The sequence below is a fragment of the Parabacteroides leei genome, assembly GCF_023369805.1.
Taxonomy (GTDB): domain Bacteria; phylum Bacteroidota; class Bacteroidia; order Bacteroidales; family Tannerellaceae; genus Parabacteroides; species Parabacteroides leei.
Map to the genome: position 1 here is coordinate 64,159 of NZ_JAMBQG010000015.1, position 24,835 is coordinate 88,993.

General features: G+C 43.2%; 14 protein-coding genes and 1 pseudogene. 13 read left to right on the plus strand and 2 right to left on the minus strand.

Going from position 1 to position 24,835, the window contains the following annotated elements:
* Positions 1-101 precede the first annotated feature (101 nt).
* Positions 102-1,202: a TlpA disulfide reductase family protein gene (locus M1P97_RS18985; RefSeq protein WP_249389887.1), complete on the plus strand. Its 1,101-nt coding sequence runs from the start codon at positions 102-104 to the stop codon at positions 1,200-1,202.
* Positions 1,203-1,244: 42 nt separating this feature from the next.
* Complete coding sequence (locus tag M1P97_RS18990) at positions 1,245-2,783, plus strand: YifB family Mg chelatase-like AAA ATPase (protein WP_249389888.1); 1,539 nt, start codon at positions 1,245-1,247, stop codon at positions 2,781-2,783.
* 50 nt (positions 2,784-2,833) lie between these two features.
* Here M1P97_RS18990 and M1P97_RS18995 read toward each other — a convergent pair whose 3' ends face one another.
* Entirely contained in the window at positions 2,834-4,903 is a 2,070-nt protein-coding gene (locus tag M1P97_RS18995) for a VapE domain-containing protein (RefSeq protein WP_249389889.1), read from the minus strand.
* 319 nt (positions 4,904-5,222) lie between these two features.
* On the opposite strand from M1P97_RS18995, the gene M1P97_RS19000 reads away from it, so the two are divergent.
* On the plus strand, positions 5,223-5,873 hold the full coding sequence (locus M1P97_RS19000; RefSeq protein ID WP_249389890.1) for an HU family DNA-binding protein: 651 nt from the start codon (positions 5,223-5,225) through the stop codon (positions 5,871-5,873).
* Positions 5,874-6,029: 156 nt separating this feature from the next.
* Here the strand turns inward: M1P97_RS19000 and M1P97_RS19005 are convergent, their stop codons facing one another.
* A complete protein-coding gene (locus M1P97_RS19005) occupies positions 6,030-6,872 on the minus strand; it encodes a helix-turn-helix domain-containing protein (protein ID WP_249389938.1) in 843 nt (280 codons plus the stop codon).
* A gap of 294 nt (positions 6,873-7,166) precedes the next feature.
* On the opposite strand from M1P97_RS19005, the gene M1P97_RS19010 reads away from it, so the two are divergent.
* The 10 genes and pseudogenes from M1P97_RS19010 (at position 7,167) to metG (ending at position 24,774) form a co-directional block, all read left to right on the plus strand.
* Positions 7,167-9,983 (plus strand): DUF4493 domain-containing protein, encoded by a 2,817-nt coding sequence (locus tag M1P97_RS19010; RefSeq protein WP_249389891.1) that lies wholly within the window; start codon positions 7,167-7,169, stop codon positions 9,981-9,983.
* Positions 9,984-9,990: 7 nt separating this feature from the next.
* The gene (locus M1P97_RS19015) at positions 9,991-10,779 is read left to right on the plus strand and encodes a DUF4493 domain-containing protein (protein ID WP_249389892.1); all 789 of its coding nucleotides are present in this window, start codon (positions 9,991-9,993) and stop codon (positions 10,777-10,779) included.
* A 64-nt stretch (positions 10,780-10,843) separates the two neighbouring features.
* Positions 10,844-12,157, plus strand: a complete 1,314-nt coding sequence (locus tag M1P97_RS19020) for a DUF4493 domain-containing protein (RefSeq protein ID WP_249389893.1) — start codon at positions 10,844-10,846, stop codon at positions 12,155-12,157.
* A gap of 9 nt (positions 12,158-12,166) precedes the next feature.
* Entirely contained in the window at positions 12,167-14,452 is a 2,286-nt protein-coding gene (locus M1P97_RS19025; protein ID WP_249389894.1) for a DUF4493 domain-containing protein, read from the plus strand.
* 9 nt (positions 14,453-14,461) lie between these two features.
* A complete protein-coding gene (locus M1P97_RS19030) occupies positions 14,462-15,202 on the plus strand; it encodes a hypothetical protein (protein ID WP_249389895.1) in 741 nt (246 codons plus the stop codon).
* A 9-nt stretch (positions 15,203-15,211) separates the two neighbouring features.
* Positions 15,212-16,864 carry a PCMD domain-containing protein gene (locus M1P97_RS19035; RefSeq protein ID WP_249389896.1) on the plus strand — a complete coding sequence of 551 codons (1,653 nt, stop codon included), beginning with the start codon at positions 15,212-15,214 and terminating at the stop codon, positions 16,862-16,864.
* Positions 16,865-16,972: 108 nt separating this feature from the next.
* Positions 16,973-17,074 (plus strand): annotated as a pseudogene (locus tag M1P97_RS19040) (type II toxin-antitoxin system RelE/ParE family toxin); the annotation flags it as partial.
* A gap of 8 nt (positions 17,075-17,082) precedes the next feature.
* Positions 17,083-17,400: a helix-turn-helix domain-containing protein gene (locus tag M1P97_RS19045; RefSeq protein ID WP_249389897.1), complete on the plus strand. Its 318-nt coding sequence runs from the start codon at positions 17,083-17,085 to the stop codon at positions 17,398-17,400.
* 412 nt (positions 17,401-17,812) lie between these two features.
* Positions 17,813-22,684, plus strand: a complete 4,872-nt coding sequence (locus tag M1P97_RS19050) for an InlB B-repeat-containing protein (RefSeq protein ID WP_249389898.1) — start codon at positions 17,813-17,815, stop codon at positions 22,682-22,684.
* A 50-nt stretch (positions 22,685-22,734) separates the two neighbouring features.
* Complete coding sequence (metG, locus tag M1P97_RS19055; RefSeq protein WP_249389899.1) at positions 22,735-24,774, plus strand: methionine--tRNA ligase; 2,040 nt, start codon at positions 22,735-22,737, stop codon at positions 24,772-24,774.
* Positions 24,775-24,835: the final 61 nt, after the last annotated feature.

Sequence of the window (24,835 nt, forward strand, 5' to 3'; positions counted from 1 at the left end):
TTGTATATCTGAATTAATTTTATCATAAATGTTAGCGTAATTTAAATTCTATTGCTATCTTTACCGCAAATTATCTGTTAATGTGGGGTTATTAAGGTATAATGATTAAACGTTTATTACTGTTTTTCGGAGTCGCATTGTTCTTGTCATCATGTGGCGGGGACGTTCCTTACCGGATTGAAGGCAAGTTGTCTAATCTGGAAGATGAGACGCTATATGCCGTTTTCGAGAATGACAGTTATAAAGTAGTCGATACCATTACCTGCGAAAAACCCGGACAGTTCTCCTTAAAACGGAGTGAAGGCGACTTCAATACTGTTACTATCTTCTTCGATCATAAGAAACGCTGGACCACTGCTTACCTGATACCCGGTGAGAAAGTGACCATTACCGGTGACGCTCTTTATCCTTCATTGTTACAGGTGAAAGGTGGACGTATCAACGACCGGTTGACAAATTTCCGTAAAGGGGTTGCTCCTTTATTGAAAGAACAGGCCGACCTGGTCAATATCCTGAATAATAAGAGCAGTCATACGAATACGATTGAAGAGACGGATCTTCCTTCCCGCCTGACGAATGTAAGTCATTCGCTGAGCGAACGTGCACAGGCCTATATTCAGGAACATCCCGATGAAGAAGCCTCCGTGGTTCTGTTGCAGTATTTCTTTATGAACCCGGACGATACCCGTAAGATGGATGAACTGCTGGCGGTGTTGAGTCCTAAGTTGAACGATTTTTATTTGATCCGTAAACTACAGGAATACAGTGCCAAAGCGCAGCGTACCTCGCTGGGTGCAGAGGCTCCGGGATTTAATGTAAAGAATATTTATGGTCATACCGTAAGTCTGGACTCTTTCCCGAAACGTTATCTGTTATTGGCTTTTACAGCTCCGTGGTGCGATATGTGCCAGACAGAAGATCTGTTTTTGGATAAGGTAGCGGTGAAATATCCGAAAGAGAAAGTCGAAATGCTGTTGGTCAGCCTGGATGATGATCCCCAGGAGGTCCGTAAGCTATTGGCAAAAGACAGTATTGACTGGAACCTGGTGACCGACTCTGCAGGCCAAGCCACTATGCTGGTCGATCTGTATAATGTAAATGCACTTCCCCGTTGTTTCCTGATCGATGAAGAAGGTAAGATCATCCTGAAGACGGACAATGGTCTGGAAATAGAACAAACACTGGAAAAACTGGTAGAATGATAAGATAAACGAATTTAAATTTCCAATCAAAACCTTTTAATTATGTTAGTAAAATCTTATGCTGCTGCCGTGCAGGGCATTTCTGCAACCATCGTAACCATTGAGGTGAATTGTACAAAAGGTATCCAGTTCTTTCTGGTAGGCCTTCCCGATGTCGCTGTACGCGAGAGTCACGAACGCATTATCTCTGCTCTCCAGGTAAGCGGATATAAATTTCCCCGTAACCGTATCGTTGTTAATATGGCGCCGGCCGATATCCGTAAGGAAGGTTCGTCGTACGACCTGCCGTTGGCTATTGCCATATTGGCGGCGGCCGAGGAGTTGGATGCTTCACGACTGGAGCGCTTTCTATTGATGGGGGAACTGTCGTTGGACGGTAGCCTTCAACCGGTGAAAGGGGTTCTCCCCATAGCGATCAAGGCGAGGGAAGAGGGCTTTAAAGGATTTATCCTGCCGAAGCAGAATGCCCGTGAGGCGGCTGTGGTCAACGACCTGGATGTGTATGGAGCCGAGAATATCAAAGAGGTGATCGAATTTATTGCGGGTAAACGTGATTTGCAGCCTACTGTCGTTAATACGCGGGAAGAGTTTTACGCCCGTCAGCAACAGTTTGAATTCGACTTCTCCGATGTGCGGGGACAGGAGAATGTAAAGCGTGCGTTGGAAGTAGCTGCGGCAGGCGGTCATAACCTGATCATGATCGGCCCTCCGGGTAGCGGTAAGTCGATGCTGGCGAAACGGCTGTCGACGATTCTTCCCCCGTTCACTTTACATGAATCGCTTGAGACGACGAAGATCCATTCCGTTGCCGGTAAGATAGGGGTGGAGACCTCCCTGATGGTGCAACGCCCGTTCCGTTCCCCGCATCATACCATTTCGAATGTGGCAATGGTGGGTGGTGGTGCTTACCCGCAGCCGGGAGAAGTCAGCCTAGCGCATAACGGCGTGCTTTTCCTGGATGAGTTGCCGGAGTTCAACCGAAGTGTCCTTGAAGTCATGCGCCAACCATTAGAAGATCGGAAGATCACTGTTTCACGTGCCCGTTTCTCGGTCGATTATCCGGCCAGCTTTATGCTGGTGGCTTCCATGAACCCGTGTCCTTGCGGATATTACAACCACCCCGATCGTCCTTGTCTTTGCCCTCCGGGAGCAGTGCAGAAGTATATGAACCGCGTCTCGGGCCCGCTGCTGGACCGGATAGATATACAGGTAGAGATCGTGCCTGTCCCTTTTGAAAAGATTTCCGAGCAACGCCCTTCCGAACCGAGCGTCGATGTCCGTGAGCGGGTCATCAAAGCACGTGCCGTTCAGGAGAAACGCTTTGCCGGTCATGAAGGCATCTATTGCAATGCCCAGATGAATACCCAGCTTCTGCATACCTATGCCGTTCCCGATGCTGCCGGTCTGGCTCTTCTTAAAGCAGCCATGCAGCGCCTGAGCCTTTCCGCCCGTGCCTACGACCGTATCCTTAAAGTCTCCCGTACCATCGCCGACCTGGATGCTTCCGAAAAGATCGAAGCTTGCCATCTGGCGGAGGCTATCAATTACCGGAACCTGGACAGGGAGAGCTGGGGGCTGTAGAAATTATGACTGTTTTAGCCGGTAAATTTAATCAGCTAAATATCATTTATTTATGCCTTCATTACGTACCATATATTCCCTTTTGCGGTATGTTTTTTAGCAATCCCGTTCTTTTGCAGAATACGTCCGAAGATGGCCATGTTTGTTTTGCTGATATGCATGCCGCTCTGCTTTTGTATATCGAGCAGGATTTCAGTGGCCGAAAGCCATAGACCTTCTTCGTCTTCCTCCGGCTGGCGATAGTACTGGAAGAAAAACTGCTCCTCCGGTGTCGACTGCTGGAAACTCCGGTTGTCCTGCATGATACGGATCTCTTCCTCATGCGTAAACCAATAGCGTTCGCCATTATTCAATGCCGCCATCGCCTGTGCATATAACTGCTCGTAGCAGATGGATTGCCGGTTGTCGATCTGTCCGTCCATTTCTATACAGATAAAACGGCGGCTGCCGGTCGGGTCGGTCAGCAGATCGGTGTTGTTGCAGGTAGCGATGAAAGTGCCGTAACGTTGTTGCGTACAGATACTTTGCCCGTAAGGACGACGTATTTTCACTTCCGGCTTTTGCAACAAATGTTTCAGGAAAGCCTGCTGGTTGCTATTGATCGAGTCAAACTCATCCAGGTTAATCAATGCAAAGCGTCCCAACGCCAGTTCCGCCTCTCTCTTACTGCTGAAGTCGAGGCTTTCGGCATAATATTCGCGTAGCTCCGGTGGAAGAATAGCCCGTGCCCAGGTTGATTTGCCGCATCCCTGCGGGCCTACCAGTAGCGGTACCACACTGTTTCCGTGCATCCGGTTCATCTGTCTCCATTGGGCCACCATTCCCAGAAACCAGACATAAAACCGGTCCCACCAGTTCTCGTTTCGGGTAGGCAGCGTACCGGCAAGCGCGCGTATCCTGTCTGTTCGATCCCATTCCGGCAGATTGCCGAGATAAGCCTCCAACGGATTGAAATGCGGTGTTCGTGTAGAGTAGATAAACCGTTTCACATCCCTGTCCCATAATTCTATCCCTTCTTTCTGAGCCTGTATGCTGATCGTGTTGACCACTTCGTCGGTGACCGGGTGGAAATGGAAACAGAACGAACACTGCTCTCTGTATTCCATCCCCCCTTTCAGTTTGTTGCGGCGGAATTCATAGCGGCGGTGCATGAAGTCGTCCAGTTGTGCCATCAGGATCTGTCCGTTCGACAATCCCGGCCTATTGCCGAAATTCTTCCCCAGCAGATAACAAGTGCGCAAGGTATCCCTCAACTCCGGTTCGAACCCCCGCAACCCCGTATGCAGCAACGTCCAACGTACGGCATCCTCTTCCGGTATCCCGCACCGGAAGCAATGTTCGCCCAGATTCACCAGAAACGGTTGCTTGTCGGCCTTTGCATCGGGAACAGGTGTTGTGTGCAACGTGTTTTTGAGTGCCACATTATACAGGCGGGCGATAACCTGATAACGTTCGTATCCCGGCATCAGGCGGTGGAGCGGATCGGGCTTGTTTTCCGGCTTTTCCTTCATTGCAGATTCGTCCGGTTCCTGCTGTGGCTGCGGCATACGGATAGCGAGCGCGTCAGGATTGTAATAAAGGTCGGGATCGAGCGTGTAGCGCATCCCTTTCGATGGCAACGGCGAGGTCGGGGTAATGCTCCTCTGTAATTGTTCCCCATAGAAAATGGCAGCCCGGCGATACGCATGGGCATGAAATAAGCGGATTAACTCTTCTTCTTGCGGTAATGAACCGTCGGGCAGCGTGAAACGAGTCAGTATTTTTACGCTTTTGCCGCTTGAACCGATAATCGCTGCCATTGTTTGCAACATTTCCGTCGCTTGCTTCCGTAATCCGGCCGCTTCCGGGCGACTTGCCAGCCCATTTATTTCTACCAGGATGATACCGTTGTACTTCCGGATGGCTGCACTGTCGGATGCCTCCCGGTAAACGCCGCTGAAAATGGCCACCGGAAGTTTCTCCGCATAGGTCGGCTGACTATCCGGCATGCAATAATCCAGACTGCTGCGGAAAGCAGTTACCGGAATCTGTTTTTGCTCCGTACGCATCCCCTCCAACAAGGCGGTTAACGCGATCTTTTTCATTTTCTTGCCGGTTGTTTTGTAGATAGTAGCTTCCATATAACATGTTTTTTTAGATGTTCTGAGGCAAATATACATACCTATGTGCTTGTTTTAAAAGCATTTCGGCCGATACTTACCCACTATTTGCTCTGTCCGTGTCTAAGAAATAAGTCGTTGTATTTTATGGTTTATATGCTTACTTTTTATATCTTAGATGCCGACTTCTTATTCGTTCGCCAACAGGCAAAAGATCTTTCGACAGCTGGCAAATAATCTTTTGACAATAGTCGAATAATCTTTTGTCAACTGTCGAAAGAATAAGAAGTGCCGACATAAACAATAATATCTAGTGGGTTAACCTGTAAATAGTAGTAGTATGGAAGCCAGATACAGAATGGAAGAAAATCCGGATCCGAATGGAAGTAGTGGGAAGAAGCTGCTCCATCCGCGTCTCATCCCGTATAAAACGTATAGTATCAGAGAATTGATGCGGTATGGGAAAGATCGTTCCACCTTTTCGGAAGCGGATATTTCGGGTGCTTTGAAATTGATAACCGATCTGGTAGCGGAAAACCTGCGGGGAGGAAATAATGTGGAGATCGAGGGGTTGGGCTTTTTCAGCGTTTCGCTCAAGTCGCGTCCGGTGATGGATAAGAAGGAGCTGCGTAGCGAGTCGGTGCACTTCAAGAATGTGAATTTCCGTTGTTGCCAATCCTTGAAAGACAGATTGAAAACGATGCCTCTCTCCCGTATCAGGGAGGAGAAATGCCGTACTTTCAGCGACGAAGAAAAATACCGTCGCCTGCAATGGTACATGGATCGGCATCCTTACATCACCGTTCTCAAATACCGCAGCCTGAACGGTTGCTCGGATTATACGGCCCGGAAAGAGCTGGCCGGTTTTGTGGCAGAAGGCACGCTCGAAGAAGGTGGCACGCGTCATATGTCGATCTATACCCGTCCGGTCAGTAAGGATGAACCTGAAACGGGCCCTTTGGTAATCGAGTCGAATATCGGCCCGGAATAACTTTCGGATGAAGGCATAATGAACCCATGCATGAATGCATTTTTTCGAGGTGCATTCATGTTGTAAATTATTGTCTGTGAATGTTATATGCTCTATGGTGAATGCATGAATGCAATTCCGTCAAAAAAACAAAAAGGAGTGAGTTCTTGCAGAACTTCAGCTGTTTCTATACTCCAGTGGCCCTACGCCGACATGTCGTTTGAAGTATTTTCCGAAGAAAGACATATTCGTAAAATTCAGCGAGTAGGCAATATTTTGAATGCTGGTGTTTGTCGACTTCAATTGTGCTTTGGCATCCATGATAACCATCGAGGCGATGATCTCCAGGCAAGTCTTTCCGGTGACCTGGCGGACAGTCGTGCTCAGGTGGGCTTGTGTGATACCTAACTCGTTGGCATAGAAAGCGACATTGCGCTCTGTTGCGTAATGTTGCATGACGAGTTTTGAGAAGTCGTTTGCTATTCTTTCGCTTTTCCCTGTGATAGTTTTTGTTATTTTGATATCCTTATATAGTTCTCCCAGCCCGTGAACCAGTGTGAAGAGCATGTGTTTAATAATTTCCTTGTTGATCTTTCCATAGTAGGTCAGATAGGTCTTTGCTAGGAGTGCAAAATGTTCGCTGAAGAGTTGGGCGATCTCTTCTTTCAGTGAAATCACCGGGTTAGTCTTTATTGTGTAAAAGATATCGAGAGTCGGTTTAACGATATTGGCATAGGTGATAAATTGTGATGAATAGCCGATAAAATAGATCTTCAAGTCGCCTTCCGCCTTGTGTATCTGGAGGATACTGCCGGGGAGGATAATCACTAAGTCGTTTGCTTTGACTTGGTAGCCGGTCGTATCGATCGAAGCCTCAATTTCTCCCTGCATACAAAGCACAAAGATACCGGCCTTTAACCGGCAAGGGAAATTCGTATACAGACTTAGTATTTCCTTGCTGATATCCGTCCCCACAATCCAGTCTTCCGGAATGTCTAACTTGGGTAGCTCCTTGGGTATATTTGTGTTCATCTCTCTCTGTTTTTCTCTTTGCAAATGTATGTATTATTTTTCAAAGGCTGAACTGTATTCTTATAAATAGAACACCTTGGCATGCCTCTTTCTCCACTGATTTAACATATAAATAACTAAATAGGTGAATGCGATTTGGCTCATATCTAAAAAAAAGGACACATAATCGCATAAATAGACCTTGCGGGATCTTGGATTTCAATGTTACTTTGCATCCGGTTAAAAGTGCGTATAAATAGCTAGTATTAAATAAGGTTGAACAAATAACCATAAAATAGGTAGATGAGAGGGATGGAAATAAAGAAAAGACATGGTTCTGCAAGAACTATGGCATTATTTGCATGTATATCTGTATTAATAATAGGTTCGTTTGCTTGTGATGACCAGAAAGACGGTTCTTCCGGTCATTCGGGAAAGCTCCGTTTAAGTTTGACTGCTGATACAACCTCCCTGAAGAAAGGAGTGAACTCGAATCTGACAAAGGTTGTTTCGGATGAGTTTGAGAAATTCCTGACCGTAGAGGATTACCAGATCCGTATCGTCACCGACAAAGACACAGTAAAATCATACGACCGCTTCGACAAAATGCCTTCCGAGATCGAACTCCCCGAAGGTGCCTACACAATAGTAGCCTCCAAAGGCAATAACCTTCCCGCTGCATTTGAGAATCCTTATTTTGAGGGGAGTACGGCGTTTACCGTAAAAGAGGGGATGAGTACACCGCTGGAGGTGACGGCGACATTGGGGAATGCACGGATCACGGCTGAATATACCGATGATTTTAAGGAAGCATATTCCGATTATACCGTTTTGCTGAGTTCTTCGTATACAACTGCCGATTTAGAGATTGTCAAAGGCGAAACGCGTCCGGCATATATGCAGGTGGACAAGGACGGAACGAATATCGCTATCGGTATCAAACTGAAGAAAATAACTGAAGAGACGGAGAAAACATATTACGTACCGACTGCACTGAAGCTGGAACGCCGACAAAATGTCCGCCTGGTGTTCAAGACGGATGGAGAAGCACTGGATGGAATCGGACTGGATATTGTATTGGATGATACGATGGAGGAAGTGACGATGACGACGGAGATTCCGGATTTTATGTGGAAGCCGTTTAAGGAGCCGACGCTGACGGCTACAGAGTTTGTCGATTGTGATGTGTTTGAGTTTCGATCAGGTCTGTTTGATAAGAATCCTTATATCGGGATAAATATGGCAGGTGGTATAGGTTCTCTGAATATCAAATATTGGAAGGATGGAGAAGATGAAGAGGATGCAACGATGTATAATCTTGCTACTGATGCAGGAGTAAAAGCAGCCAAGGAAAACCATTATACCTGGACAGTAGGCGAAGAAACCGATGTCAATATGTCCAAGAAGAAAGCGAGTGTGCTTTATTTGAAAGAAGGTCTGAACAGTTTGCCTTCTTCTGATAAAGACACATATATTTACCATTATAAGATTTATGGAACAGATGCTACCGGAAAGGCTAAAGAATCGAATGTCATAACTTTTGATGCAAAAGTATTGCCGGCTGAGGCTCCGCAGATTATGGCAGAATCTTCTGATACGCAGTATGAAATAGTAGAGGGGGATGAACTGGCGGCTGATTGGAACTTGTCATTTACTGCTACCGGCTTGATTGATGAAGAACAAACAAAGGTAGTTGTGAATGATGGAACATCAAATGTTGAATATGCCTTTATGTCAGAGGCTGGAAGAGAAGCATTAAAGCAAGCTTTGGGTGTAGAAACAGAGATTACAAATAATGCAAATGCTATACTTACTTTCCCTAAATCTTTTACAACTCTATTAAAAGCTCCGGAAACAGGTAGTAAGGATTATACGTTTACGTTCTATTTGAAAGATAAGAAGAGTAAAGAAGATAAATTGACAAAAATAGTAACGGTACATGCACCAGAGTTTGCATTAGAAACGACGGAGAATGATGCGTTTGCTAAACGTATTATTTTGAGAGCAAAATTGGCAGAACAAGCAAATGTGAAGCATTTGAGTTTCCAATATAAATCGGTTAGTTCGAGTTGGTTATCAGTTACGTCATCTGGATTGAAACCTGACGGAGATGTTGTTGACGGATTTGTTCAGTATGTAGATACATTGAAAGGCTTGGAAGCTTCATCGTTATATTCAGTTAGGGCAGTTTATAATTTGAATTCTTCTTATGAGCGTTTTACTGATAGTAAAGATTTGACGACAGAAAAGATGCAAGGATTCAGTAATGGCAAGTTAATTGATCCGTTGGAGGATTGGAGTATTGATTCGGATGGATATAACGAGGGAGCAGATGCAATATTACCAGGATATAATAAGGAAATAGTGTTTACAATTAGAGATATAGCTAATGGCGTAAGTCCTCCAGATTTACCTTATCGTTGTTGGGAAATTTGGCAATTGGGGACAACTGATGTATCTTCAGATTGGAATACTCTCAACAAAACAACAACAGTTGAAGGAGGTTTTAAGAATAGTCAAATAAAACTCAAAGATGCTACTGGTGATAAAACGTGGACACGTTATGTGGCAAATTCAGGAACAATAAAGTCAGATGCAGGTTTTTCTGGTAAGGCAGCTCTTATTCGTACGGTAGGTTGGGGAGTAGGCTCTGGAGCTGCTTTTGATTTATTTAATGTATGGGAAGTTGCAGCATCTGTTGCAAAAAGTACGCCTGGTGAATTATTTCTGGGTTCTTACAATGGAGGTGCACAATATGGTATACCTTTTACTTCTCGTCCTACAGGTTTTGCATTTTATTACAAATATGAAAATCTAATGAAGTCCAGTGATACATTTACTGCAGAGATCGTAGTTAAAGATGAAAAGGAGAATGATATTGTTGTAAAAACGTTTACTTCTTCGGAAGTTACTAGCGATTGGAAGAGACAAGTTGTCTATTTGGATTATAAGCAAGGTGCAGCGAAAGCAGGAACTATGTTTATACGTTTTGTCTCAGGTCAAGCTGGTGATTATGGAGTCTCAGATTTTCCAGTGAAACCTAATGCCCAAAATGTCAGCAACGGCGAGTACACAGGCAGTAATTTATATATTGACAACGTCGAACTAATATACGAATAATCAAAATATGAAAAAGATATTATTATACACCTTACTATTCCCTCTCTTCACCGCTTTTACATCCTGCGGTGAGGGTGCGGAAATGAATCAATCGTCTTATGTCGATGGTACAGGTGGATTGAGTTTAAAGAATAACACTCCTACGCAGATCACTATTCCAGTGATTACGAAGAGTGCGGACTTTACCGATATAGAGGCAGATAATTTTTATGTTGGAATCCTGGATGAGAATGGTGCGGCAGTGAAAGAGTTCGATACTTTCGCTGATATGAAGGCTGCCGGTCTTCCGTTGATTCTTCCTTGTGGAGATTATTCAGCGATTGCCAGTTCCTATAAATTGGGAGAAACGAAAGTTTCCGACAAGCCTTATTTTGTAGAGCAGCAGGAGTTTGTTATTGAAGAAAAGACAACGACTAATGTGGCTTTGAAATGTACGTTTCAGAGTATCGGTGTTGAACTGGTTCTCTCCGAACAATTTAAAAAGAAGCTGGAAGGACAGCCGAATAACTATAATTACGAAGTGAAAGTCTCTAACGGAGTAGCCGACTGGACGTTCTCGAAAGAAAAGACGGATGTAGGTTATTTCATAGACGCTTGCGATGAATTAGTGGTAAAGGTAAAAGTCCGTTTGGGTGATGATAAATGGTATCCCGAACGTACTTATCGTGTAAAGAATGATGATAATAATCCGGCTACTTCTCCGAAGTTAGGCGAATATTATATCATTAATCTGGATGCAGGTGAAACCCCTGAAAAACTATCCTTACGAACAGTAACGCTTATTGATCAGGAATAAAATGAAATACATACGTATACTTACAATTGTTTTGTTTCTTCTTCCTTTTCTTTTTTCATGTGAAATGAAGAAAGACCTGTTGGGAGGAAAAGATTCGGATAAAGAAACGCCCTCATATGAAAATGTGGGTATGCTGGATGTGGAAGTAAAGGCAGAGAAAGAAGCGAAAGCTCCTAATACAAAAGGGGATGATGATGGGGAAGAGGATTTGTTGAATCCGGATAACTTCTCTATTACCATTGCCGATAGCTTGGGTGAAACGGTAAAATATTATGAATCGTATGCCGCTATGAGAGATGAAGGCGGTTTGTTGTTGCCTGTCGGTACATATTCCGTTCGGGCAGTTATGGGATCGGACCTGAATGCCGGTTTCAACTCTCCTTATTATGCAGGTGATACGGTTTGTAAGGTTACTGAAAAAGAGGTGGCAAAGGTGGTTGCTCAATGTCGCCTTCAGAATAAAAAAGTGCAGTTTGCCTGCTCGGACGAGTTTTATTCACAGTTTAAAGACGATTATTCCATCGTTATCGATAATGGTGTCGGTGTGCTGACACTCAAGAAAGATGAAGCCCGCATTGCTTACTTGAAGAATACAGGAACATTACGTTTTACTATGTATGCTACTACGCACGATAATACCGTACATACGTATTCGCATGACTTTTCGAAAGATGATCAGATATTGAATCATAACAACGTACTGATCGAATTGGGTACAGTTCCGACTGTGCCGGATGGTGATCCTGATCATGGAGGAGGTGGTGACGATTCGGAAGAACCGGAAGAACCTGATGATCCGGACGATCCCGATGACGGTGATGATTCCAATGTACCGGATGTCCCTGTGAATGGACCTGTTCTCAAAGTCGATGTGTCTTTGATCGAGAAGGATTATATCATTGAAGTACCGTCTCATTTTGAAGAATCGGATAAGCCTGATAATGGAGGTGATGATAATAATGGTGGCGATGATAATAAAGGGGATGACGATGTTCAAAAGAAGATCGCGATTACTGGAACGTTGAATGGCAAGTCATTTGATTTAGGTAAAACGCAGACGGTGACAAGTAGCTCTAAAGTTGTTATTAACTTGTATCTTCCTACCGGTTTGGCAGGTTTGGATGTGGATGTATCGATAGGTTCTGATATTAATCTGTCATTGGATTTGCTGGATGCTGCTTCTATTGCTGAAGTCAACGGTATTTTGTCTGGAATGAATAAGACTCTGACTGTGCCCTCCAAAGGTGAAAAAGGTAATTTGAAGTTTGACATATCTCCGTTTATGGGCTTGATGGATAAAAATAATTCATTTAACATCAAGCTGAAAGATAAGAATGGGGAAAGTACGAGTGCTGTTATAAAGTTGTCAAAGAAATAAGGAAATCGTATGAAATACTATATAAAAGTTTGGTATAGTTTATGCCTGTTAATCGGTTTGCTGGCTTCCTGCAATGAAGATGGCAATCTGGTTCCTACCGGAACTTTGTATCTGAATGTGGAGGAAGATCAGACTTTACAAACACGTGCCACGTCGGAAGTGACTTATGAATCTTTACAGGTCGCCATCCTGCAGGGTGAAGAGGATACGTTGAAAGTCTATAACGATTATCTGACGGAAGTGAAAGGACAACGTTTAGTACTTCCAGTAGGTAAGTATACGGTGGCTGTCCGTTCCAATGGAGCGGATGGTGTTGCCTGGGAAACGCCGTTGTATCAGGGATCGGAAGAGGTGGAAGTAAAACAAGGAGAGATTACCAATACGAAAGTGACTTGTACGATTGCGAATACGAAAGTTTCCGTTGTTTATGCAGATGATTTGAATGAGTATTTTACGGATTATCAGACTACTGTCAGTACCCCGTCCGGTGCATTGCTCTATACTCGTGATGAGTATCGGGCTGGTTTCTTTACACCGGAGAAATTGACTGTCCTGTTGAAACTGGTGAATAACGATGGGAATGAGTTTGTTATAAAGAAAGTGTATCCGGATATCGAACCGCAGTATCATTATACGTTTAAGTTTACCGTTTCAAATGACAATACGGATGATGAGGCAGGTGCCGATGTGGATGTAGATGTGGATAAAGAACATCAGGAGATCACTTATGATATATTTATTAAGGAAGAGGAACTGACTAATATAGGCGAACCGTCTGCTAAGTTAGGTGGTGCATTCACGGATGGTGTTTATACCTTTAAGAGAACTGAACAAAATCAGAATCCTGCTTCGAATACTATCTCGTTGGATTATATATTAGGTAGTAAGAATACTTTGCAGTCGTTTGTGGTGACGATGGATTCACCTACGGGAGTATCACGTTTCGATATAACAAAAGGTGAAGGCAGTCAGATTGGTTTCCCGATTTTGCCTAATGAATCGGTAGATGCCAGTGATCCGCGTTATAATACTTATCGTATAGATCTGTCTGGAATTGTGCAGTATCTGAAGTGTCTGAATGAACAGCCGACAGAATATACCTTTAAGGTGGATATCTTGGATGATAAGTATCAGGAAACTTCGATGACTTTTGTTATTAAAATGATGCCGGATGTGGCGGCATATATTATGGAGCCATATTGTTGGAGTACGTTTGCTGTGCTGAGAGGGAATGGAGGTTCTGATGGAAGTAGTTACTTCGTATTAACAACACCTGATGGAGAGAAGGAGATTAAAGAAAAGATCAAGCGGGATGCTGACGGGAATATATCCGTGTTGGTTATCGGTTTAAAGGCGGGATCGTATAGTTATAAGATGCTTTCGGTGAATGATCCTACTATACAAACTAAAGATGCAGCATTCACTATTTCTGATCCGACGAGCGGTAGTTATACGGTGCCTAATTTAGGGTTTGAAGAATGGGGTACGATAACGGAGAATAAATTAGCTTTTACTTTTGGTAAAAACTATATTTCTCCTAATAGTACAAATGATTTTAATCAGGTTTATTGGGAATCAGGTAATTATGGAGCGACTGGAGGAAGTAAGGTGTTGGCACAAGGTATTTCGGATGTTGTTTCTGAACCGGATTTGGGCTCACAAAAAGCGGCAAAACTGACTTCGCAATTTGCTGGATTGGGTTCTATTGGAGCTTTTTCTGCCGGAAGTGTATTTATCGGTAAACCAACTTCTGTTAGTAGTGATGGTGCTAAATTATTATATGGTCGTCCTTATATTGGGTTTCCAACACATTTATCTGGATATTATAAATATACGCCGGGTAATATAGATTATGTTTTAAATGATAATAAAGGGAATGGGCAAACAGATCAGGCTATTATTTATATAGCTTTAAGTACAAAGCAATTCGCATTGGAATCATTACGAGGTAACCCTTCTGGAGCAGTTCGCTTTAAAAGTGATGATAAGAGTATTTTTGCGTATGGCGAACTCGTAGAGGCAAAAAAGGTCGAAAAATATACATCTTTTGATATTAAACTGACATATAGAAATGGGAAAATGCCTTCTTTCTTGGATCTTGTTGATGCTAATGGCGTTCCTAAAATATATATAACAATTGTAGCTACATGTAGTAAAGATGGTGATCAATTTACCGGTTCAACCAGCAGCGAGTTATACATTGATGAATTTAGTCTCAACTACGACTATGATGCGGCATCGTTTGTCGGTACTGAATTTGAAGGCATGGAGCCGGTAATTATAAACAACAATTAAATAACAAATATGAAACAACTCTTATCCCTTACCATATTGTTGATATGTTGTTCTGTATTGCCGGTGAAGGCAAAGGAGAACAAGTATGACCGGGGTATTCTGATGAAAACTTTTATCCCGAAAGGGCAATGGATGGTTGGTACTACGTTTTCCTATAGCGAACATGTGGACGAAAACTTTGAGTTTTTATCTGTGTTGAAGGATATTAATAGCGAAGGGTATACCTTTAAGGTGACTCCGTTGGTGAGTTATTTTATTCGCGACAATATTAGTATCGGCGGTCGTTTCTCCTATTCACGTACCAATACGGATATAGGTAATATATCTCTGGAACTGGGTGACGATCTGAGCTTTGATGTCGATAATTTTAAGTCTGTATCCAATACATATACGGCGGCGATCTTTCTCCGTACCTATTTGAATTTGGGAGACAGCAAGCGTTTCGGATTGTTTAATGAGGCGCGTGTGTCGTATGGCTATTCAGAAAGTAACAGTAGCTCAGGTACAGGAATCGATCTTTCCGGTATGTATCAGTTAAAGCATAACCTGAATATCGGTGTGGCTCCCGGTCTGACTGTCTTTATTAACGATTATGTGGCAGCTGAGGCTTCGGTTAGTGTGGCAGGTTTGAACTTCAACTGGTATGATCAGACAAAAGATCAGGTATATAAAGGGAAACGCACGGCAAGTTCCGCTAATTTCAAGATCAATCTGTTGTCGATCGATTTAGGTATTGTCTTTTATTTGTAAAAACAGGGCATGAAGGGAAGAAATAGTATCTGGTGCTTTTTAGTAGGTCTGCTGCTGACAGGCTGTGTGGAAAACGATCTGCCTTATCCTACCATCGAAGGGATTATCGAAGAGTTTGCCGTTGAAGGACAGACTTCGGTAAAGATCGATAAGACTTCGGCTTCCGTCTCTGTAAAGGTGGCGGATACATTGGACCTGAGGGACCTGCGGGTAGAAAAGCTGGTCGTTACTTCGGGTATGACCGTTATACCGGATTCTATAGCCTGCAAAGACTTCCGCCATTTCCCGGATACCGGATTTGTGTCGGTTGACAGTTTGCCCGATACGGTCAATACGCGAATGAACTTTAAGAAACCGGTTTCTTTTCTGCTTCGTTTGTATCAGGATTATCCCTGGAAAGTGACGGTGATACATGATATACTGCGTAAAGTAACTGTTGCAAACCAGCTGGGGGCTTCCCTGATCGATGCTGATACGCATAATGTAATTGTATATGTGGATTCAACAGCCCAGCCTTCTTTGCGTAATGTGAAAATAGAGACCTTCCAGTTAGGTAGCAGCATCGCAAAAACGACACCCGAACCATCGGAAGTAACCGATTTTACCCGTCCTCGCATCTTCCAGGTATCCGCTTTTGGTGAAACAGAAGAATGGACCGTGAGTGTGGCGTATCCGCCTGCCGGAATGTCGTTTACCTCTTTGTCGGCATGGGCAAAGCGAGCGGTTGTGACGGGTAAGACATTGACCGGGCAGGTTTCGGCTCGCTATCGCGGTAAACCGCAGGCGGAGACAAAGGCTGATTCGGAAGAAGGCTGGGAGGAAGTGCTTTCCAGCGAAATAGAGATAGATGAAGAAGGAAACTTTACATTGGTCTTTACGCATCTTAAACCGGGCATGGAGTATGAATATCAGTTAACGGTGGATGGTGCATCCGAGGATATCAAAACATTTACGACGGAGGCGGTGGAGTTGGTGCCGAACCTCTCGTTGGACGATTGGTTTAAAGACGGCAAAAGCTGGTATGCCGACCTCGATCTGACTCCGGAGAATTATTTCTGGGATTCAGGGAATAAAGGCTCGAATGCCGTAGGTGAAGCGAATCCGACTTCTCCGGAAACCAGTGATGTCGTAAAGGGGAAAGCCGCTCGTCTGGAAAGTAAAACGGTAGCCGGTGTGTTTGCTGCCGGTAGTTTGTATACCGGGACTTTTGGTAAGGTTGAAGGGCTGAGTGGTGCTTCGTTGAATTTCGGTCGTCCGTATACGGGTCGTCCGTCTGCTTTGCGTGGCTATTATAAATACAATTCCGGTACCATCGATAAAGCGAAAGATCCGTATAAGGAGCTGGAAGGGCGTAAGGATTCTTGCCATATCTATATGGCTTTGTTTTCCGGCTGGACATCTCCGTTCCCTGTCAATACGAATACCGGAACATTTGTCGACCTGACCTGGAACAATGATAATCTGCTAGCCTTCGGTCAGCTGGTTCAGGGTGAAACTGTCAAAGATTATACCCAGTTCCGCATCGACATGGAATATCGTGACCAGACAACAAAGCCAACATATATATTGATCGTCGCTTCCGCCAGTAAGTATGGTGATTACTTTACGGGCAGTACGAGTAGCGTGTTGTTACTGGATGAGTTGGAGTTGGTGTTTGAGTAGATGGAGAATTATCCATCGAATTGTTCTTTGAAGTAATGGGATTTGGAATGCAGGAAGATTCTGGAATAAAAACAGTCAAGAATGTTTCCTAAAAGGGAACGTTTTGCTATCTTTGCTATTCATGGTTTTATTAAGAAAACTCAAAAAACTCCACTAAAGGAGATTGTTAAGGCAAAAGAAATTAGGAAACAATATTTCGATTCTAAATAATTAGAAATATGGATAAAATGAAATTGTATACTCATGAGGAAATGTTAGATCGGGTAATCGGTGTTCGAGGTACTCCGGAACGAGAAAAGTATGAGGATAACATAAATAATTTTCTAATCGGGGAGGCCATCAAGCGAACTCGTGAAGCCAAGAATCTCACTCAAGAGCAATTGGGTGAATTGATGGGTGTCAAGAGGGCGCAAATATCCAAAATAGAAAGTGGAAAAAGCGTCAATTTTTCAACGATTGTCCGAGCTTTCAGAGCTATGGGTGTAAAATCGGCAAACCTTGATTTAGGTTCATTGGGTAAGGTCGCTCTTTGGTAAATACCTTCTCGATAAAAAATATTTCCTTCCTTTCTGATTCCAAATTCAGAAGAAAACCTGCTTATTAAGTAAGATCAAACTTACTCGAGAAGTAGATAGAAACTTACTTAATAAGTAGCTGGCGGTTTACTTACCGAATAACCGAAGGCTTACTTACTAAGTAAGTTTTTACTTGCTTCAATACTTCATAGAACGGTTGATTAAGAATAAAATAATGGGATTGTGTCAAAAACAGAGGTTCTGTTAGGATGGACTTGATCCGCCTCTTATACTAAACCTTGAGCTTGACACTTCTTCCATTCGATATAAAATAAAAACAGATTAGGAACAAATAGAAAATACATTCGGAAGAAATAAGTTTTCCTTTCGGAAGAAAAGGAAAAGGCTTTCGAGAGGAAATATTGAAAAGGATATGAAGAAGGAAAGAAAGAATAGATGGATAACTGTTTTAATAATAGTTTTTGTTAACTTATTCGCATTTGAAGCAGGAGCGGCTGTTGATGGGGCAGGAGGTACTGTTTCTTCAACAACTGGTTTTAGTTCTGCCTTAGGAAATGCCGTTTCTATAAATGGTAATATTGTCACTTTAACAGATGATGTTAATTTGAAAAATACATTGGTAATAGATACGGATGTAGTCTTAGATTTGAATGGAAAAACATTATCATTTGTTCGAGCAGAAAATACGGATCTAATCGCTGTGCAATGTAAAGGTGGAACAATTATTTTGAAAAATGGTCAGATAGAGGGGAAACAGACAAAATCCTCTTGGGCAAGTGCTTATGGTACTGCAATAGATATATCGGGAGCAGATGTAATGATTGTAAATTGTAGTGTATTTGGATCTGGGGCAGGTGATTGGGGAGGGGCAGGCACCGCTATACAATATTATAACGGAACTTTGCGCTTAGTTAAAGGCTCTTTTGATGCATCTTCAAAAAGAGGTTCTGCATATGCGCTTTGGACAAAGAATGGAAATGCAGCTAATTTCCGCTATGGTTCAGTAATAAGACGAAATGGTTCTATTATCTCTTCAGGAGAGACAGTCGCACCTGTAGTTACAATAAGTCCTATTAATTACTCGATAAATTATGACTCCCAAAATGGAACGATCACATCTGGGGATTATCTTAAGAGTTATACAGCTTTGGATATTATTAATGGAAGTGTTGTTGATTTAGCTTCAGTATCTCGTGTGGGTTACACTTTTGGAGGATGGGAGTATGAAAATAATGTGATTAACAAATTAACTCTACCCCTTCCAAATGTGGATAAAGATTCTCATACTATTACGTTAACAGCTAATTGGTCTCCTATCTTATATACAATTAAATATGATATGGCTGGTGGAACGAATAGTTCTAGTAACATTACATCTTATGATATAACTAAAGGTACTTTTAATTTAGTAAATCCGGAAAGTCGAGTTGGTTATGATTTTTTGGGTTGGTATGATGAAGGGAATAACAAAATAACATCTATCACCTATGAACAGGTAAAAAATGCCGTTAATCAAACTTATACAATTACGGCTCGTTGGAAACCTATTGATTATACAGTGAATTTTACTGTTGAAACAACGAAAGGAAAGAGTTTAACTTACAATGTTGAAACGATAGACGCTTCTTTGCCTGAACCATTAGTTGTCTCTGCCGGTCAGGAATTTGATGGTTGGCAGGATGAACAAGGGCAGAAAATAACTTCTCTTCCTGTCTCCAATCCTACTTCTTTGACTTTATCTCCTATCTGGAAAGATAAATCTTACTACGCTTATTTTTATGATGAAAATGGTTCTCCCTTATCTGATTTGACGAAGTCGTATATCGCAAAAGAGGGATTACCTTCTGCTCAATTTCCGCCCTATTCAAAAGAGGGATATATATTTGAAGGCTGGTTTAAAGAAGGTGATAATAGCCATTCTACTCCCGTCACTTCGATACCTATAGGCACAGCACGGGATACGAAATTGCATGCTTACATAACACCTATCCGGTACTCATTAACGTATGATTTAAAAGGTGGAACTTATTCAGGAAACAAGCAGGTTACTTATACATTCTCCGAAAAGGTCAAATTGCCTACGGATAAGGATGTTTCTTATGTAGGACATGCCTTTAAAGGATGGTTCCTTCTAGCGGATTGTTCAGGATCAGAACTTTCTGAAGCTCCAATAACCGGTGGAACTAGTAGCAATGGGGGACGCAATGTTGCTTTTACTGCTTATGCCAAATGGGAAAAGATCAATTATACAATTGTTTTTAAAACAGATGGTGGTACTCCGGTGGATAATGCATCTTATAATGTAACTGATGGTATTCCTGCTGATAAAATGCCCCCGACATCAAAAGACGGATATAAATTCCTGGGTTGGTATAAAGATGATACAAAAATAGATAAGATTGATCCTGGTCATGAAGAATTAGAGTTGACAGCTAAATGGGAGTTGATACCATATTCAATTACTTATAACCTGAATGGAGGAACGAATCCGACTGATGTGGTTTTCTCTTATACTTATGAAGAGACAGTTGTGCTGCCTCGACCTACCCGAAATAATTATAAGTTTAGTAATTGGTATGAAAACTCGAATTTTACCGGTAATCCTGTTACAGAGATAGCAAATCATACTACGGGTCCTAAAATCTTTTATGCTCGTTGGGAACCTGAGAAGTATACAATCTCTTTTAATGCAAATGGCGGTTCTGAAATAGCGGATCAAACATATACGTATGGTGAAGAAACAGCGTTTGCCCGTAAAACCAGAAAGACAAATTATACGTTTGCCGGTTGGTATAAAGATGTAGCATTGACTGATTTCTTTGGAGACAATATCTCTGCAACATCGAGCGGCAGTTTTACATTATATGCTAAATGGGTTCCTGCTGTTTATACTATTGAATATGATTGTTATTATGGTACGAATCCATCAAATGTAACAGCTTCCTATACTATAAATGATGAAGTCGTATTGCCTACTCCTACTCGTGAAAACTTTACTTTTGCCGGATGGTATGATAATGACTATCTAAAAGGTGAAGTACAGACGAAGATAACCAAAGGGTCATCGGGTAATAAGAAATTTTATGCAACCTGGACAAGGGCAAATGCCGTTTCTTTTACTCAACCCCAAAATGGTAAAATTGTTGTAATGCAGGGGGATAAGGAGTTGAAGACAGGAGATCGGATAGGTGCAAGTATCTCTTTAACAGTTACTGCTACTACTACGGTTGCAGGATATAGGTTACAAAATTTGCTTATAGGAGGTACTTCTTATACTTCTTCTCCACAGACAATATCTATGCCTTCTGCAGGAGGACTGGTGATTAGTGCTACATTTACTGAAAATTCAGCAGTGGCTTCTGCCTCTGCCCCTAAAATAATCCTTTCCCCTGCCGGCATGGATAAATTTCCGAAGGGAGAAAATGTGAAAGTGCAGTTGGAGAAAACGGATGAGGCGACTACGTTATATTACCGTTTGGACGGTTCGCCGGAGAAGGCTTATTCGGGAGAGTTCCTGGTTGAGAGTGCTAAAGATACGGTTCTTTTGGAGGCTATTGCGAAGAAAGATGGTTATCGGGATGGGGTGGCAACACGTTATATCATCTTCGATAATGGAAAGATTTCCCTGACCTTCGATCTCCCTTTAGGTGTGAAAGCAACCAACCCAACCGGTGGCGATGTGGTGACGGCTACCACGACCGGAGGTTCTTTTGAGTTTAAGCTGACAGTGGATAAAAACTATTATACGAATCTCGACTCAATGGTTGTCTCGGCAAATGATTCGACGATTACGGGGAATGCTTCCGGGCTTTATACGTTAACGAACTGCTCTTCCGATATTACGGTGACTGTCTCCGGTCTGAAAGCTAAAACTTGTACGGTTACATTGCAGCAGACAGAGAACGGACAGATCAAGTTTACCGATGGTGCGGACGAAACGACTTCGGAAGTTGAATACGGATCATCGGTATCGATCACGGCAGTTGCTGATGAGGACTTTAAGTTCCTGCAATGGAATACCGGCAGCCAAAGCAATCCGCTGAACCTGACGGTTAGCAGGGATACGACTATTTCTGCCCGTTTCATATCTGATTATAAATCGTATATGATGACTTTGCCGCAGATGGAAGGAGTGACCGTGAAACCGTTCTCCGGTTATTCTACCGAAGTGAAGAAAGACGGAACGTTTAAGTTCTACTTGGTTCTCGCTAAAGGATACCGTGAAGGAAATCTGGTTGTTCGTGCCAATGGTGAAGAGTTGACAAAGAATAAAGGAGGATATGCGATCTACCATATAAATAAGAACATCAGCATCTCGGTCGATGGTATTGTCCGGGATTCCATAAAGCTGACATTGCCGGATCATGTGACGGCGAAAGTCGTTGAAACGATGTCCGACGTAGCCGGTCAGGGGTTATTTGAAGAAACGATGCTTCTGCTTCAGGCGAAAGCGCCCGAAGGCAAAATCTTTAGTAAATGGACGGACGGTAAGACAGATAATCCCCGAATGGCAACGGCTGTGGATGCAGCCCAGCTCATACCTCTGTTTACGGACAAGGAAGATGCAGCTTATGCAAAGGTGATTTTGCTGCAGTCACCCGGAGCCGGTATTACGGGAGCCAATTCAAATATGGATGCAGTGAAGCGCGGTGACGTTGTGCAGCTGAAAGTCGTTTTGCTTCCTGCTTATAGCCAGAGCGAGGTCGTTTTGACAGCTGATGACAAGGTGCTGACTCCTGAAACTTCTTTACGTGCAGCATCTGAGACAAAGACATATGTATATAATTTGCCGGTGGAAAAAGACGGTATAACGGTGAAAGTATCGGGATTGAAACTAAATAATTACGAGGTTACAGTGAGCCAGACTAACGGTGGTATGGTATCTGCTGTTCCGGCAGGAAAGGTTACTCATGGGGATAAAGTCCAGTTGAAGGCGGAGGCAGCTTCCGGCATGTTGTTTGTCAAATGGTGGGATGGCAACACCCTGAATCCTTATCCGTATACGGTAACCTCCGATACGGAAGTAAAAGCCTGTTTCGTCGGAACAGAATCGACTGTCGATAATGAATTCATCCGCAAAGACGATGAGGTTTCGGTTTCAGTAACCGGACGGGTATTATCTGTCACAGTCGCTGAAAAGTCAGAGCTATACATCTGGGATTACAAAGGCTCTTTGTTCCGTAACCAAGCAATACCAGTGGGAGAATATGAAATGTCATTACCCTCCGGTGTCTATCTTGTTAAGGTGGGAGATATGGGAACAAGGAAGATTATAATACGATAATATCTAAAATAATTTCCGTACCTTTGCCCCTCAAAAAGAGAACACAAGGTATGGAAAAACAGTTTAAGAGAACGCTGATTACTACGGCGTTGCCGTATGCGAACGGGCCGGTACATATTGGTCACCTGGCTGGTGTGTATGTGCCTGCCGATATATATGCCCGCTACCTTCGCCTGAAGGGGGAGGATGTTTTGATGATCGGGGGATCGGATGAGCATGGGGTGCCTATTACGCTCCGGGCTAAGAAAGAAGGAGTTACACCGCAGGATGTGGTGGACCGTTTTCATGGTATCATCAAGAAATCTTTCGAGGACTTCGGTATCACATTCGATATTTATTCCCGTACAACCTCGCCTACACATCGTCAGGTAGCCTCGGATTTCTTCCGTACCCTGTATGAAAAAGGGGAGTTTATTGAAAAGACAAGCGAACAATATTATGACGAGGAAGCCAAACAATTCCTTGCCGACCGTTATATAACCGGTACATGCCCGCATTGTGGCAATGAAAAGGCGTATGGCGACCAGTGTGAAGCCTGCGGTACCTCATTGAGTCCGATAGATCTGATCAATCCGAAATCTGCCATCAGTGGTAGCGAGCCGGTGATGAAGGAAACCAAACACTGGTATCTTCCGTTGGATAAACATGAACCGTTCCTGCGTCAGTGGATTCTCGAAGACCATAAAGAATGGAAATCAAATGTGTACGGACAGTGCAAGAGCTGGTTGGATATGGGATTGCAACCACGTGCGGTAAGTCGTGACCTGGACTGGGGTATTCCTGTCCCTGTAGAAGGAGCGGAAGGTAAAGTGCTTTATGTATGGTTTGACGCGCCGATCGGTTATATCTCCAATACAAAAGAGTTGTTACCGGATAGCTGGGAGACATGGTGGAAAGATCCTGAAACAAAGATGTTGCATTTTATCGGGAAGGATAATATTGTGTTCCACTGCATTGTATTCCCGTCTATGTTGAAGGCGGAAGGTTCTTTTAACTTGCCGGAGAACGTACCAGCCAATGAGTTTCTAAATCTGGAAGGTGACAAGATATCTACTTCCCGTAACTGGGCGGTTTGGTTGAATGAATATCTGGTGGATATGCCGGGTAAACAGGATGTGTTGCGTTATGTGTTGACGGCCAACGCTCCGGAAACAAAAGATAATGACTTTACCTGGAAAGACTTCCAGGCTCGTAATAATAATGAACTGGTCGCTATCCTGGGTAACTTTGTAAACCGTGCCTTGGTGCTGACAGAGAAATATTTCGAAGGTAAGGTGCCTGCTGCCGGTGAGCTGACCGATTATGACCTTCAGACGCTGAAGGATTTCGCAGATGTAAAAGCTAATGTAGAACGTTTATTGGATACATATCATTTCCGTGATGCACAGAAAGAGGCGATGAACCTGGCCCGTATCGGTAACAAATACCTGGCGGATACTGAACCCTGGAAGCTGGCGAAGACGGATATGGAGCGCGTGGCAACGATCATGAATATATCATTGCAGATCACCGCTAACTTGGCGATCGCTTTTGAACCGTTTCTGCCGTTCAGCATGGAGAAACTGAACAAGATGTTGAACGTAGAACCGTTGGGGTGGAACCGTCTGGGTTCAACAGACTTGCTGGATGCCGGTCATCAGCTGGGTAAATCAGAGCTTCTGTTCGAAAAAATTGAAGATAGCGTGATCGAAGCACAGGTTCAGAAGTTGCTGGATACGAAGAAAGCGAATGAGGAAGCAAGTTATAAAGCAAAGCCGGTTCGTGAAAATATCGAATTCGACGATTTTGCTAAACTGGATATCCGTGTAGGTACGATATTGGAATGTACTAAAGTGCCTAAGGCGGATAAGTTATTGCAGTTCCGTATTGACGACGGGTTGGAGAAACGTACGATCGTTTCCGGTATCGCCCAACATTATGCTCCGGAAGAGTTGATCGGAAAACAAGTTTGCTTTATCGCTAACCTGGCTCCCCGCAAACTGAAAGGAATTGTATCGGAAGGTATGATCTTGTCTGCGGAAAACTTTGATGGTAAGTTGGCTGTGATCACTCCTGAGAAAGAGGTGAAATCTGGTAGCGAAGTAAAATAAGAGAAATAAGCCTTGCGTAGAAGGTTTCAGAGGTGTGTCATCTTGTTTATGCATGAATGAC